This window comes from Aurantimonas coralicida DSM 14790 (genome assembly GCF_000421645.1).
Lineage (GTDB): Bacteria > Pseudomonadota > Alphaproteobacteria > Rhizobiales > Rhizobiaceae > Aurantimonas > Aurantimonas coralicida.
On sequence record NZ_ATXK01000001.1, the window covers coordinates 550,563 to 564,295 of the forward strand.

The window sequence follows — 13,733 nt, forward strand, 5'->3', positions numbered from 1 at the left end:
CACGGGTGCCAGCTCGTTCTCTGTCCCGGGTAGCAACGCGCCCGATCATTCGCTGTGTTTATGCGGGGCGACTGGGCGCACCCTAACGCACTACTGCACCCCATGGCCGGCACACCGCAGAACGAGCGACAGCGGAGCCGGGATACGCCTGCGCCCCGGTTGGCAGGGCCCGAACTATCGCCGACCTCGCAATCCTTCCATGACGACCCGTCCTGCCCTGCGGCTATCAGGCAATCGGCACGAGACCGATTGGAATTCCGCCACCGATACCTGCGCACCGATGCAGCGGGCGTGCAATTTGCACCGAAAGCGACTATCTGGCGGCATGCAGTTGCAGGAGCGCGCCACCGGCGACGTTCCGCGGGCAGAACCGAAGGGCGATCCGGCGTCCCGACGCGAGTGACCGCCAACCGGCGTTTGCCCCGCCGCCGCATGGCGCGGCAACACCATTTCGATCTGGAGAAGTTTCTCGTGAGCGCGACCGCCGATACCCTGCCGACCCGTGCCAATGCTTCGGCCACGCGATCCGATCATACGACCCGGCGCACCTTCGCCATCATCTCGCATCCGGACGCCGGCAAGACGACGCTGACCGAGAAGCTGCTTCTGGCCGGCGGCGCCATCGAGATGGCCGGTGCCGTCCGCTCCAAAGGCAACGGCCGGCGCGCCAAGTCCGACTGGATGGACATTGAGAAGAACCGCGGCATCTCGGTCACCTCGTCGGTGATGACCTTCGAGAAGCATGGCATCACCTTCAACCTGCTCGACACCCCCGGCCACAGTGACTTTTCCGAGGACACCTACCGGACACTGACGGCTGTCGACAGCGCGATCATGGTGATCGACGCGGCCAAAGGCATCGAGGCGCAGACGCGCAAGCTGTTCGAGATCTGCCGCCTGCGCGACATTCCGATCGTCACCTTCATTAACAAGATTGACCGCGAAGGCCTTGACCCCTTCGAACTGCTCGACGAGATCGAGGAGCAGCTCGCCCTGACCGTGGCGCCGGTGGTCTGGCCGGTCGGCCAGGGCGGCCTGTTCAAGGGCTGCTACGATCTGGCCGCCAACGACTTTCTCGTCGCCGGCAGCGACAAGACGGTGCATTTCGAGGGCGGCCTGGACGACCCCGGTCTCGCCAAGGTGATGCATCCCGACACCTATGCTAGCTTCCGCGATGCCGCGGAACTAGCGGCCGAGGGCTATGCCGATTTCGACCCCGTCGCTTATCGTCAGGGGCATCTGACCCCTGTGGTCTTCGGCAGCGCATTGCAGAACTTCGCTGTCGACCGCCTGATGGACCTGATCGCGGCGCATGCCCCGGCACCGCGGCCTCAGCCCTCCGACAAGGGACCCATCGCCCCGGAGGGCGACAAGGTCTCCGGCTTCGTCTTCAAGGTGCAGGCGAACATGGACCCCAAGCACCGCGACCGCGTCGCCTTCGTGCGGTTCTGCTCGGGCCATTTCAAGCGCGGCATGAAGCTCGACCATGTCCGCTCGGCCAAGCAGTTGGCCGTCTCCAACCCGATCTACTTCTTCGCCCAGGAACGCGCGCTGACGGAGGAGGCCTTCGCTGGCGACGTCATCGGCATTCCGAACCACGGAACGCTCCGCGTCGGCGACACGCTGACCGAAGGCGAGAACTTCCGGTTCACAGGACTTCCCGCCTTCGCGCCGGAAGTGCTCCGCCGCGTCCGGCTCGAAGATTCGATGAAGCTGAAACAGCTTCGCCGTGGCCTCGAGGATCTGGCCGAGGAAGGTCTCGTGCAGGTCTTCCGCTCGTCGATCGGTTCCGACTGGATCGTCGGCGTCGTCGGCCCCCTGCAGCTTGACGTGCTCGCCTCTCGCATCGCCGGGGAATACAAGGCGGATGTCAGCTTCGAGCCGGTGCCGTTCAACGTGGCGCGCTGGATCCGCTGCGAGAACGAGGCGACCCTGCAGGCCTTCGTCAAGGACAACGTCACCCATGTCGCGCGCGATCGCGACGAGCGGCCGGTCTATCTGTGCCGCGACGAATGGGACCTGCGCTACATCCAGGACCGCAACAAGGACATCGTCTTCGATTCCACCCGCGAGATCGTCGGACAGTAGCCGACCAGAGGCTCGCAAATGTCGTGAGAGGTGCGCCTCGGCGGGCCTCAGCCCATGAACTGGCCGCCATTCACCTCGATCACCTGTCCGGTGACATATCCGGACAGGATGGGACTTGCGAGAAACAGATAGGCCGGCGCGCAGTCCTCTGCAGTGCCGAGCCGCTTCAGCGGGATCGATGCCGCCGTTGCGTCGAGTTTTTCCTGGGTCGAGTAACGGCGGTGGAAGTCGGTCATGATGGTGCCCGGCGACACCGCGTTGACGCGAATGTGGTCGGGCGCGAGTTCGCGGGCGAGCGCACGCGTCCAGGTCGAGATGAACGCCTTCGACGCCGAATAGAGTGAGGAACCGGCACTGCCGCCGATCGTCGCCGAGATCGACGAGGTGTTGACGATAGACGCCCCTTTGGCCGCCTTCAGCGCCGGCAGCAGTGCGGTCGTGAGGGTGACGACCGAGCGGACGTTCAGATCGACGACCTGATCGTACTGGGCCTGCGTGACCTCACCGGCAGCAACCCGGCCGCCCATCGTGCCCGCATTGTTGACGAGAACGTCGATGCGGTCACCGACCTCCGCGAGGATGGCGCGCGCCAGCCTCTCGCCACCATCCGGCTGCGCCAAATCCCCAGTGAGCACTGTCAGCCGTGCGCGGTGCGCATCGAGCAGGTCTGCGAGAAGGTCGCTCTCCGCATGCTCCACGGTGCGGCCGACATGGGCGACAACTGCCGCACCCGTCGCAAGAAACGCCCGGGCGACTGCCGCGCCGATCCCCCGCCCTGCCCCCGTGACGACGACCGTTTGGTCGGCAAAAAGCGCTCTATCGAACCCGTTTGTCATGATCCTCTCCCATGAAATGGCCTGCGGCAGCTGAAACGGCGCTGCGACCTGCGCCCCGGTGCGTCGGCTACGATGTGGGGCGGCGTATCGCGAGCCCGATCCCGGCGGCGCCGACCAGGAGCCAACCGGCGATCAGCAGGGTTCCGCCGAGCGGCGCAGCATTGGCGAACAGTCGCTCGCCCCAGGCAATTCGGGCCGCCAGATCACCGGAAAACAGAAGCGTTCCGACAATGATCAGCAGGCCGGACAGCGGAGCGAGCCGCGGCATTCTGGAAACGAACGCTGCAAGGCCGAGAAGCGATGGCGCGTGGACGAGAGCAATCGCCGCGGCAGTTGCCGCCAACTGTGCGTTGCCACCGCCATGCGCCGCCACCGCAGCCCCGGCAACGCCTGCTGCTCCGAAGAGGCCGGCGAAGCCGACGAGGAGTGCGATCATAGGGACGCCTCTGTAAACCGACCTATCAGGCCGGCCCGCCGTGCCGGTCGGCAGGAACGGTTGGATGAGGCGTCTGGGACGCTTCCGTCGTCGGTTGGACCGGCGGCATTTCGTCGAGCACCGACTGGGGCCAGAGCTGATAGCCGACCGCATAGGACGCCTTGGCGAGAAGGTGGGCGGACAGCGGTGCTGTGAGCAGGAAGAACGCGACCGCAGCGAGCGCCCGAAGCGCGACCGGCGTCGAATCCGCAGTCAGCGCAAGTGCGATCAACAACATGCCCGATCCGACCGATCCGGCCTTCGAGGCCGAATGCATGCGGGTGTAGAGGTCCGGCAGCCGCAGGATGCCCAGCGCCGCGATGGCGGCAAAGGCGGCACCGGCCAGCATCAGGAGCGCGGAGACGATAAGGACGAGATCGGCGATCATTTCGTCTTCCCTTCCTCTAGCGGCTCGACGTGACGCGCTTGCGGATCGCGGAGCGGCAATGCCTCGAAGCGTTCTTCCTCGGTCTTTCCGCGTGCCTGGATGAACCGGGCGAAGGCTACCGTTGCGAGGAAGCCGACGAGGCCGAGCGCGATCGCGATATCCACATAGAGCGTGAAGCCCGTGTCGATGCCGATGACGGCGATGAAGCCGATGGCGACACTGGTCAGCATGTCGAGGCCGAGCACCCGGTCCGGCAGCGTCGGCCCCACCATGATGCGGATCACGGTAAAGAGAAAGGCGAGGCCCAAGAGCACCAGCGCGACATCCACGGAGATCGCGAAGAGGCCCACGGCGAAATCATGAAGGCTCATCGGAACGCCTCCAGGATCTTGGCCTCGAACCCGGTGGCGATATCCGTACGAGCCGCCTCAGGATCAGAACAGTCGATGGCGTGCACATAAAGGGTGGAACGATCCTCAGACACATCGACCGACAGCGTGCCCGGCGTCAGGGTGATGAGGTTGGCCAGCAGCGTGATCTCGAAATCGCTCTCCACCTTCAGCGGATAGGCGAAGATCCCGGGCTTCAGATCCATCCGCGGCTTCAGCACCAGGACCGCCACCCGCCAGGCCGACTTGATGAGCTCGACGAGGAACAGCAGGAACAGCGCGAAGATCCGGCGCGCGCGGCCGATATAGCCGACCGTGCCGACCTGTTCGCGGATGAGGTAGAGCGCGGCCGCACCGAGCGCGAAGCCGAACAGAAGGTTGATCAGCGTGAACGACCCGGAGACGATGACCCAGATCAGCGCCAGAACAAGATTGAAGAGCGAAAGCCTCACGACGCGCCTCCGAACACCGATTGCAGATAGGCAGACGGATCGAGGACGCCTGCCGCCGCCGCACTGGTCAGGTGCGCCAGCCATTCGGGCCACACACCGGCGGCAACCACGAACGCGGCCAGCGCCAGCAGCGGAATGAGCGACAACGGCTTGTCGCGTCCCGGCGCCTGGAATTGCTCCCTCTCGATCTGACCGGCCTCGGCATCGCTGCCTGCTGCGCTCATTGCCGGCAGCGGCCGCCAGAAAGCCAGGGCGAAGACCCGGGCACTGGCGATGGTCAGGAGGAAGCCGGACACCAGAATGGTCGCTGCAAGCCAAGGCAGATCGGCTAGGATCGTCGCGCGAACCAGCGCAACCTTGGGCCAGAACCCCGAGAACGGCGGCAGGCCCGACACGCCGAACAGGAACACCAGCATGAGAGCCGCCAGCAGCGGATAGCGGCGCCATAGCCCACCCATCTCGGCCAGAGACGAGGAGCCGTTCAAACGTGCCGCGACGCCTGCCCCCAGATAAAGCGCCGTCATCACGACGATCGAATGCAGCGCGTAGTAGATCGCCCCGGCAAGACCCGTCTGGGCCGCCGGGGCTGCAGCGGCGGTTGCGGCCATGGCAGCGCCACCGTCGGCCTGCGCGACCATCACGGACGCGACCTGCGGCACGGCGAGACCGGCAAGGATCGTACCAATGCCCGCAATCACCATGTAGTTCAGGAGCCGCCGGAGATCGGTCTGCGCAAGCGCGCCGAGCGCGCCCAGAAGCATCGTCAGGCCGGCGATCCAGGCGATCATCGGCACCAATACCTGATGCTCGGGCGGAAACAGCATAATCAGGACGCGCATGATGCCGTAGACGCCGACCTTGGTCAGCAGGCCCGCGAACAGCGCCGACACGACAAAGCGCGGCGTATGGTACGAGGCCGGCAACCACGCGTTCAGCGGGAAGGCCGCCGCCTTCAGCGCGAAGGCGACGAGATACATGACGGCGATGATGGTGACTGCGCTGTCCCCCTCCATCGTCGCGGCTTTCGCCGCGATGTCGGCCATGTTGAGCGTGCCGAACACGCCGTAGAGATAGGCGGTGGTGATCAGGAACAGCGTCGTGCCGACGAGGTTCAGGAAGCAGTATTTGGTCGCGCCGTCGAGCTGCTCGTGTTCGGAACCGAGGATCAGAAGCCCGAAGGATCCGATCAGCAGCACCTCGAGCCAGACATAGAGGTTGAAGATGTCGCCGGTCAGGAAGGCACCGGAGACGCCGCCGATCATCAGGAACAGGAACGGGTAAAAGCCGTAGCGCCGCTCGGTCGGGGAGATGGAGGCGACGGCATAAATGCCGCAGGCCAGCGCGACGAAACCAGTCACCGCAACGAACAACGCCCCCATCAGATCGACCGTGAAGGCGATGCCGAAGGGCGGCTTCCAGCCGCCCATCATCATGGTCTGCGTTCCCTCGGTCGCGACCTTGGCGAGAAGCGCGAGATCCACGGCGAACAGCAATGCGAGGCCGGGGATAGCAACCCAGGGCTGGCGCCCCGTGCGCTTGCGCATCATCAGGAGCCCTGCCCCGAAAATGAAGCAGATCACCACCGGCAGCACGATGAGATAGTCCGACGCGGCAACGGGCCCGGCCATCATCGCTTCGGCCTTCAGTGCCGCCAGTTCGCCGTATCCGCCCGTATCCGCGGTGCCTGTCGTCGCCATGTCAGTATCCCAGGGGCGGAAGCCCCTGGTCCTCGGGTTCTGCGATGCGCATCTGGTCGGTGTCGTCGGTGCCAAGGTCCTGATAGGCGCGATAGGTGAGCACCAGCAGGAAGGCGAAGAAGGAGAACGAGATCACGATCGCGGTCAGGATTAGTGCTTGCGGCAAAGGATTGGCGATCGGCCCATCCGGGGTGGCCAGTTCGGTCGGAATGATCGGCGGCGCGATCGGCCCGAGACGGCCGGCCGTGAAGATCAGGAGATTGACCGCATTGCCGAGCAGCACGACGCCCAGCAGCATGCGGATGATGTGCTTGGACAAGAGCAGGTAGAAGGCGACGGCAAAGAGACAGCCGACGACAAAGGCGAGTGCAGTCTCCATCAGTCCGTCTCCCTTTCCTCGAGGGCGAGCCCGATCGTACTGATCGCACCGACCACGACGAGATAGACGCCGATGTCGAAGAACAGCGGCGTCGAGATTCCGACGTCACCGCCGAGAAATGCCGGGAAGCTCCAGACGCCGGTCAGGAACTCGACGCTCACGACCATGGACACGACGCCGGACAGGACAGCGAGCATCAGCCCGCTGCCAGCGATCGCCATGGGATGGAAATAGAGAGCTCGCCGCACCGGCGCGACCCCGCAGGCGATGCCGTAGATCGCAAAGGCCGATGCGGCGATCAGACCGCCGATGAACCCGCCACCGGGCTCGTTATGGCCACGCAGCAGCACGAAGATCGAGAACAGCACCATCAGGCTGGTTAGATACGGCGCAGTAAAACGGAAGATGACCGTTCTCATGGCGTCACCTCCATCGGATCGGCGGGTCGCGGATTACGGCGCTTCACCCGGACGCGGATCAGCGCGAGGACGCCCAGCCCGGTGGTCATCACCACGGCGATCTCGCCCATCGTATCGATGCCGCGGAAGTCGACGAGGATGACGTTCACGATGTTGCGGCCATGGGCAATGGCGTAGCTGTAGCGTTCGAAGAAGTCCGAGAGGACGGAATCGAACGGCCGTTGAACGACTGCCAGCAGGAACAGGCCGAAGCCCGCGCCGGCCGCCGCTGCCAGCGCCGCATCCGGCAGCTTCTCGCGGGTCGGGCGATGATCGGTCGGCGACAGCTTCAACCGGGTGATCGCGAGGGCGAGGATCACCACCGACAAGGTTTCGACCATGAACTGGGTGAAGGAGAGGTCCGGCGCGCCCATCAGCATGAAGATTAGGGCGACGGCGAAGCCCTGGATACCCAGCGAAACGATCGCCGTCAGCCGGTTCTTGGCGACGACCACGGCGAAGAGACCGCAGAGGAGCAGCGCCAGTACGATCCACTCGTAATAGGTGACCTGCGGAAACTCCGGCATCGCCGGCCAACCGCCGGTAAAGGCCATAGCCCCGAACAGCGCTGCGGTCATCACTGCGACGGTCGCGGTCATGTAATAGTCGAGCCGGCCGGACTGCAGGAGGTTCGTGATCGCAAAGGCACCGCGGATCAGCCCGCGCATCGCCTGATCGAAGCCATGATCGGGCCCCCAGCCGATTGCAGCGAGCAATGCGGTCAGCCCGGCGCGCAGCCGTTCCGACAGAAGATAGATCACCACGCCCAGCGCGATGGTCGCCATCGACAGGGCGAAAGCGAGGTTCAGATGCGGCATCCAGCCGATCTCGATCGCCACCGGCTCACCGACGGCCGCCGACGCCATCGGCGACGAGAAGAACGCGTGATAGGCGCCGTAGAACAACCCGCCAACGAGGCCGCTGACACCTAGGACGAGAGGCCCGAGCCAGATGGTCGGCGCCCCCTCATGCGGATGGTGGATGGTCTCCGGCATGCGGCCGATAAAGGGCTTCAGAGCCACGATGAAGGCCGCCGCGAACATCAGCGCGTTGCCGGCGATCGCCGCGCAGATCAGGGCGATATGATACGGATCGCCATACTCCAGCGCATGATAGATTTCCTCCTTGGCGAGGAAACCGACGAAGGGCGTGATGCCGCCCATGGACAGCGCGCAGAGCAGCGCGGCCGCAAAGGTGATCGGCATCGCCCTGCCGAGGCCGCCCAAATGATCGATCTCGCGGGTGTGAGCGCCGTGGTCCACCGATCCGGCGACCATGAACAGGCCGCCCTTGAACAGCGAATGAGCGATCAGATAGAGCACCGCGCCGATGATCGCCGTTTCGGTTCCCACACCAATCAGCATCACCAGAAGGCCAAGCGAGGCAACCGTCGTATAGGCCAGCGTGATCTTGATGTCGGTCGCTCGCACGGCGAGAAGCGCGCCCACCACCAGCGTCACCGCGCCGAACAGCGGCAGGATCGTCGTCCAGAGCGCGGTGTCGCCGAGCGCCGGATGCAGGCGCAGCAGGAGGTAGACGCCGGCCTTCACCATCGTTGCCGAATGCAGATAGGCCGAGACCGGCGTCGGCGCCTCCATCGCGTTCGGCAACCAGACATGGAACGGCATCTGCGCCGACTTGGTGAAGGCACCTGCCAGGACGAGAATCAGGATCGGAACGTAGAAGCTGCTTTCGCGCAGCGCGTCACCGGCCGCGAGAACGTCGCTGAGCGAGGTCAGCCCCGTCAGCTCCCGGATTGCGATCAGCCCCGCCATCAGCGCCAGACCGCCGCCGCCGGTGATCACCAGCGCCTGGATCGCGCCGCGCCGCGCCGCGCCCCGCTCGTGGTCGAAGCCGATGAGCAGGAAGGAGGTGATCGAGGTAAGTTCCCAATAGACGATCAACGTCATCAGGTCGTCGGACATGACGAGCCCGAGCATGGCGCCCATGAACATCAGCATGAAGGACAGGAAGCGTCCCTGATCCCGATGCCCGGCAAGGTAGCCGCCGGAATACAGGATGATCAGCGTGCCGATACCGGTGATCAGCAAAGCGAAGGTCGAGGACAGGCCATCCAGCCGGAACGAGAACCGGACGTCGAAGGACGGGATCCAGTCGAGGCCGAAGAGAAACACGTTCCCGCCCGCCACTTCCGGCAGCGCGCCGAGGAAGATGAGGAACGCAAAGGCCGGTGCCAATGCCAGCACCCAGCACGAATGCTGCTTCAGGAAGCGGGTGAGGATGGGTGCCAGGGCCGCAGCGAGAAATGGCAGGGCGAGCGCGAGAAATCCGCTGTTGGCCTCGATCCCCGTCATGCGCTGCCTCGCTCCCCGTTTCCATCGATAGCGAAGCACACGCGTCGCATCATTGCCCCCTCATACGAAGCCAAGTTCGCTGCGGCAAGGCAACGTGTCTGACCAAGTTTTGATGGAATGGGCGTCCATCGATCATTGCGGGCCGCGGGTTGCGGCATCCCACCCCGGTGCATAGTTGGATGCGTAACCGCGGCCATCGGCATGAGGCGCCGCGAACGCGGACGAAATGCTGGGGATAGCCCGGCGCAGGACGAGGTGTACCTGCCAGTGAATGGGGCTCTTTCCCAATTGTCCTCCCCACGACGTTCCGCACCCCTATCGGTGCAGCATCCGCGATATTGTCCGCCCTTCCCAGAGACGTCAGCAAGACAGGCTCGATGACCGACACCAAGACACCGCCGCACATCCCCGCACCGCCGCAGGCCGAACGCCGTCCGGTGACCGACATCCGCCACGGGCGTGAACGTTCGGACGAATACGCCTGGCTGCGCGCGCCAAACTGGCAGGACGTGTTCAAGGACACGGCGGTGCTCGACCCGCAGATCCGCGATCATCTAGTTGCGGAGAACGCCTACCAGGAAGCCGTCATGGCCGGCACCACGGAGCTGCGCGAGGCGCTGGTCAAGGAGATGCGCGGCCGGATCAAGGAGGATGATTCCTCCGTTCCGGCACCTGACGGACCTTGGGCCTACGGCATCTCCTATGTGACCGGTGCGGAATATCCCCGCTTCGTTCGCCGGCCGCGGGACGGCAATGACGACGAGGAGACAGTGCTTCTGGACGGACAGGTCGAGGCTGCCGACCGCGCCTATTTCTCGCTCGGCGGCATTGCCCATTCCACCGATCATCGCTGGCTCGCCTGGACGCATGACGACAAGGGCTCGGAGTTCTACACCCTTTCGATCCGCGACCTCGATAGCGGTAAGGATCTCGACTACACGATCGAGGACACCAGCGGCGGCGCCGCCTGGTCGGCGCGTTCCGACGGCTTCTTCTACACGCGTCTCGACAGCAATCACCGCCCGAGCCGGGTCTTCTATCATCGCCTCGGCAGCGATCCGCATGATGACCGCCTGATCTACGAGGAGACCGACACCGGCTTCTTCATGGATGTCGACAAGACCCAGTCCGGCGATTTCATGCTCATCGACATTCACGACCACGAGACGTCCGAATGCTGGCTTCTGCCGGCGAACAACCCTGCCGCCGAGCCGCGGCTCGTGGCCGAACGCGAGACCGGCGTCGAATACGACGTCGACGAGGGTGGCGGCTACCTCTACATCCGCACCAATGCCGACGGCGCCCCGGACTTCAAGATCGTCACCGCGCCGACCGACGCGGCCAAACGCTCCGACTGGACGGACTATGTCCCGCATGAGAGCGGCCGGCTGATCCTCAACCACATGATCCTGAAGCGCCACCTCGTTTGGCTGGAGCGCAGGGACGGTCTGCCTCGGATCGTCGTCAAGCGCCTCTCGGATGGCGAGGAGCACGCCATAGCGTTCGAGGAGGAAGCCTATTCGCTGGGCCTTGCCGGCTCCTACGAATTTGACACGGACACGATCCGCTTCAGCTATTCCTCGCCGACGACGCCGAGCCAGACCTTCGATTACGATCTCGCCACACGCGAACGCACGCTCTTGAAGACGCAGGAAGTCCCCTCCGGCCACGAGCCGGCGGACTACGTGACCCGGCGCATCATGGCGCCGGCGAAGGACGGCGAGCTGGTGCCGATCTCGCTGCTCTACCGCAAGGATACGCCGCTCGACGGCTCGGCGCCGTGCCTTCTCTACGGCTACGGCTCCTACGGCATCGCGATCCCCGCCTCGTTCAACGCCAACGCGCTGTCGCTGGTCGATCGCGGTTTCGTCTATGCCATCGCCCATATTCGCGGCGGCAAGGACAAGGGCTTTGCCTGGTACGATGCCGGCCGCCGGCGCAACAAGGCCAACACCTTCACCGACTTCATCGCCTGTGCCGACCACCTCGTCACGCAGAATTACACACGCTACGAGCGCATCGTCGCCCATGGCGGTTCGGCTGGCGGCATGCTCATGGGCGCCGTCGCCAACATGGCACCGGAAAAGTTCGGCGGCATCATCGCCGTCGTGCCCTTCGTCGACGTGCTCAACACCATGCTCGACGACACCCTGCCCCTGACCCCGCCGGAATGGCCCGAATGGGGCAACCCGATCCTGTCCGGCGAGGACTACGAGGTGATCGCGTCCTACAGCCCCTATGACAACGTGAAGAAGCAGGCCTATCCGCCGATGCTGGTGCTCGCCGGGCTCACCGACCCGCGCGTGACCTACTGGGAGCCGGCGAAATGGGTCGCGCGCCTGCGCGACATGAAGACCGACGACAACCCCGTCATACTGCGGACCAACATGGATTCCGGCCATGGCGGCGCTTCCGGCCGCTTCTCCAAGCTGGAGGAAGTCGCCTTCGTCGATGCCTTCGCGCTGCGGCTGATGGGCAAGGATACGCTGACCACCGGCTGATCCGACCGAGCGCATGGCGGGCGGGACCGTTCCGCCCGCCATGCCTGGTGTCAGCGAATACGGCCGGCACCGACAGCACGGCAGCAGACTCAGCCTAATCCGACGGCAATGCCTCGGCGGCCCCTGCATCCCTCTCGACTGCGGGGATCGCCTTCAGATAGGCCGCGATCGCCTCCCGGTCTTCGTCCGGCAGTCGGGACATGTTCTCCTGTACGTCGACCATCGCGCCGCCGACGGAATCGAAGTCGGGCGTGAAGCCGCTTTCCAGATAATAGGCGATGTCGCTGGCCGACCAGCCGCCGATCCCCGACGGCGACGGCGTGATGTTGGGCACACGTCCCTCGCCTTCCGGGTTGGGCGCGCCGGCCAGCCATTGTGATAGTTCAAGCCCCCCGGCTCCGCCGAAGCTGCGCGGCGTATGGCACTGGCCGCAATGGCCCGGCCCCTCCACGAGATACTGCCCGTCATGCGCCGCCTCCGGAACATCCGCCGGCAAGTCTACCGCGGGCTCGCCATTGCCGAGGAAGGCGAGTTTCCACAGCCCGACCCCGCGGCGCAGATTGAACGGGAAGGTCAGCGCGTTCAACGGGGCCTTGCCCTCGACCTCTGGCAGACCTTGCAGGAAAGCCCAGAGATCGGCCACGTCGACCAACTGCATGTTGACGTAGGACGTATAGGGGAAGGCTGGATAGAGATGCCGGCCGGCGGGATCGACGCCCCGCTGCATTGCATTGGCGAAATCCGCGAAGCTCCAGCCCCCGATTCCGTCGACCGGATGGGGCGAGATGTTGGGCGCATGGAACGTGCCGAAATCGGTCTCGAGCGGCGCCCCGCCGCCGAGCTTCAGGAGATCGTCGTCCTTCGCCTTGGCCGGCGCGTGACACGACGCGCAGCCACCGGCCCAGAAGAGCCGTTCGCCCTTCGTGGCATCGCCGGCCGGAACCTCCTGTAGGGTCGCGGCATTAAGGCGCTGCGGCATGGTCAGGAGATAGAAGCCGCCCGCTCCCAGGATGACGAGGAGAAAGAGGCCCGTCAGGATCCGGTCGAGCATCGCACCGACCCCGGCTCATCCCGCCGGCCGAACAAACGGCCAGCCTCGCCCGATCGCAACCGCATCGGCCTCATGCCGCGAACCGCCTATTTGTCCTTGTCGATGCGGAAATCCTCGTGGCAGCCCTTGCAGTTCTGGGTAACCATGCCGAATGCCTGCTTGAAGGACTCCATGTCCTGCGGCGCGGCATCAATGGCAGCCTGGGTGTCCTCCTGGAACTTGACGAGTGCTGCCTCGAACTCATCCGGCTTTTCCCAGATCGCCGGCGCCGCTTCGGTGTCGTTGCCGGTCTTGCTGTCCTCGGGAAAGTAGTCGCCGAACTTCATCGCCACGTCGTGCATCTCGGTGAAGATCGCCGCGACCTTCGCGGCATCGAAGGGAGCCTCACCCTTGAGCATTGCGCCGCCGGCTTTGGCGGAGTCGCCGTTGTCTTCCATCAGCGCCTGGCGGGCCTCGATGGGTTCGACATTCTGCGCGAAGGCGGGGACCATGGTTGCGGCGGACAGGACGACACCCGCAGTGACGACGATGAGTTTGCTCTGCAGCATGTAAACTCTCCCGGTATTCCGGCCAGAACAGCCGGTGCGGTGAAAGTTGAAACCAGATCCGGCAACCGTGCAATCTTGAAAACCCGTCGTCGCGCTCACGATCACGTGGGGTGCAAACATGAAAAAGCCCCGCGACGGATGCCGCGGGGCCTTCTC

General features: G+C 64.9%; 13 protein-coding genes. 2 read left to right on the forward strand and 11 right to left on the reverse strand.

The window, feature by feature from the left end; all coding sequences use genetic code 11:
• The first annotated feature begins 471 nt into the window (after positions 1–471).
• Positions 472–2,088, forward strand: coding sequence for a peptide chain release factor 3 (locus H536_RS0102610; protein WP_081651817.1), 1,617 nt, complete (start codon positions 472–474; stop codon positions 2,086–2,088).
• A gap of 47 nt (positions 2,089–2,135) precedes the next feature.
• Here the strand turns inward: H536_RS0102610 and H536_RS0102615 are convergent, their stop codons facing one another.
• From H536_RS0102615 to H536_RS0102655, 9 genes are all read right to left on the reverse strand, one after another.
• The gene (locus tag H536_RS0102615; RefSeq protein ID WP_024348980.1) at positions 2,136–2,924 is read right to left on the reverse strand and encodes an SDR family NAD(P)-dependent oxidoreductase; all 789 of its coding nucleotides are present in this window, start codon (positions 2,922–2,924) and stop codon (positions 2,136–2,138) included.
• A 67-nt stretch (positions 2,925–2,991) separates the two neighbouring features.
• Complete coding sequence (locus tag H536_RS0102620) at positions 2,992–3,360, reverse strand: DUF423 domain-containing protein (protein ID WP_024348981.1); 369 nt, start codon at positions 3,358–3,360, stop codon at positions 2,992–2,994.
• A 25-nt stretch (positions 3,361–3,385) separates the two neighbouring features.
• Positions 3,386–3,787 carry a monovalent cation/H(+) antiporter subunit G gene (gene mnhG / locus H536_RS0102625; RefSeq protein ID WP_024348982.1) on the reverse strand — a complete coding sequence of 134 codons (402 nt, stop codon included), beginning with the start codon at positions 3,785–3,787 and terminating at the stop codon, positions 3,386–3,388.
• On the reverse strand, positions 3,784–4,158 hold the full coding sequence (locus H536_RS0102630; RefSeq protein WP_024348983.1) for a cation:proton antiporter: 375 nt from the start codon (positions 4,156–4,158) through the stop codon (positions 3,784–3,786). The genes mnhG and H536_RS0102630 overlap by 4 nt, the downstream gene beginning before the upstream one ends.
• Complete coding sequence (locus tag H536_RS0102635) at positions 4,155–4,628, reverse strand: Na+/H+ antiporter subunit E (protein ID WP_024348984.1); 474 nt, start codon at positions 4,626–4,628, stop codon at positions 4,155–4,157. Before H536_RS0102635 ends, H536_RS0102630 begins: the two co-directional genes overlap by 4 nt.
• The gene (locus H536_RS0102640; RefSeq protein WP_024348985.1) at positions 4,625–6,325 is read right to left on the reverse strand and encodes a proton-conducting transporter transmembrane domain-containing protein; all 1,701 of its coding nucleotides are present in this window, start codon (positions 6,323–6,325) and stop codon (positions 4,625–4,627) included. Before H536_RS0102640 ends, H536_RS0102635 begins: the two co-directional genes overlap by 4 nt.
• Before the next feature lies 1 nt (position 6,326).
• Positions 6,327–6,704 carry a Na+/H+ antiporter subunit C gene (locus H536_RS0102645; protein ID WP_024348986.1) on the reverse strand — a complete coding sequence of 126 codons (378 nt, stop codon included), beginning with the start codon at positions 6,702–6,704 and terminating at the stop codon, positions 6,327–6,329.
• Positions 6,704–7,123: a Na(+)/H(+) antiporter subunit B gene (locus H536_RS0102650; protein WP_005363582.1), complete on the reverse strand. Its 420-nt coding sequence runs from the start codon at positions 7,121–7,123 to the stop codon at positions 6,704–6,706. Before H536_RS0102650 ends, H536_RS0102645 begins: the two co-directional genes overlap by 1 nt.
• Positions 7,120–9,477: a putative monovalent cation/H+ antiporter subunit A gene (locus H536_RS0102655; RefSeq protein ID WP_024348987.1), complete on the reverse strand. Its 2,358-nt coding sequence runs from the start codon at positions 9,475–9,477 to the stop codon at positions 7,120–7,122. The genes H536_RS0102650 and H536_RS0102655 overlap by 4 nt, the downstream gene beginning before the upstream one ends.
• A 377-nt stretch (positions 9,478–9,854) precedes the next feature.
• Here H536_RS0102655 and H536_RS0102660 point away from each other — a divergent pair, with 377 nt between their 5' ends.
• Positions 9,855–11,978: a S9 family peptidase gene (locus H536_RS0102660; RefSeq protein WP_024348988.1), complete on the forward strand. Its 2,124-nt coding sequence runs from the start codon at positions 9,855–9,857 to the stop codon at positions 11,976–11,978.
• Positions 11,979–12,072: 94 nt separating this feature from the next.
• Here H536_RS0102660 and H536_RS0102665 read toward each other — a convergent pair whose 3' ends face one another.
• Together H536_RS0102665 and H536_RS0102670 are read right to left on the reverse strand one after the other, a co-directional pair.
• Positions 12,073–13,029, reverse strand: a complete 957-nt coding sequence (locus H536_RS0102665) for a c-type cytochrome (protein WP_024348989.1) — start codon at positions 13,027–13,029, stop codon at positions 12,073–12,075.
• Positions 13,030–13,115: 86 nt separating this feature from the next.
• On the reverse strand, positions 13,116–13,697 hold the full coding sequence (locus H536_RS0102670; RefSeq protein WP_244495399.1) for a c-type cytochrome: 582 nt from the start codon (positions 13,695–13,697) through the stop codon (positions 13,116–13,118).
• Between the last annotated feature and the right edge of the window lie 36 nt (positions 13,698–13,733).

Coding starts and splice junctions, on each gene's coding strand:
- H536_RS0102630 (WP_024348983.1), bottom strand. CDS start 4,158: ATGAGCCTTCATGATTTCGCCGTGGGCCTCTTCGCGATCTCCGTGGAT.
- H536_RS0102645 (WP_024348986.1), bottom strand. CDS start 6,704: ATGGAGACTGCACTCGCCTTTGTCGTCGGCTGTCTCTTTGCCGTCGCC.
- mnhG (WP_024348982.1), bottom strand. CDS start 3,787: ATGATCGCCGATCTCGTCCTTATCGTCTCCGCGCTCCTGATGCTGGCC.
- H536_RS0102640 (WP_024348985.1), bottom strand. CDS start 6,325: ATGGCGACGACAGGCACCGCGGATACGGGCGGATACGGCGAACTGGCG.
- H536_RS0102655 (WP_024348987.1), bottom strand. CDS start 9,477: ATGACGGGGATCGAGGCCAACAGCGGATTTCTCGCGCTCGCCCTGCCA.
- H536_RS0102650 (WP_005363582.1), bottom strand. CDS start 7,123: ATGAGAACGGTCATCTTCCGTTTTACTGCGCCGTATCTAACCAGCCTG.
- H536_RS0102660 (WP_024348988.1), top strand. CDS start 9,855: ATGACCGACACCAAGACACCGCCGCACATCCCCGCACCGCCGCAGGCC.
- H536_RS0102665 (WP_024348989.1), bottom strand. CDS start 13,029: ATGCTCGACCGGATCCTGACGGGCCTCTTTCTCCTCGTCATCCTGGGA.
- H536_RS0102620 (WP_024348981.1), bottom strand. CDS start 3,360: ATGATCGCACTCCTCGTCGGCTTCGCCGGCCTCTTCGGAGCAGCAGGC.
- H536_RS0102670 (WP_244495399.1), bottom strand. CDS start 13,697: ATGTTTGCACCCCACGTGATCGTGAGCGCGACGACGGGTTTTCAAGAT.
- H536_RS0102615 (WP_024348980.1), bottom strand. CDS start 2,924: ATGACAAACGGGTTCGATAGAGCGCTTTTTGCCGACCAAACGGTCGTC.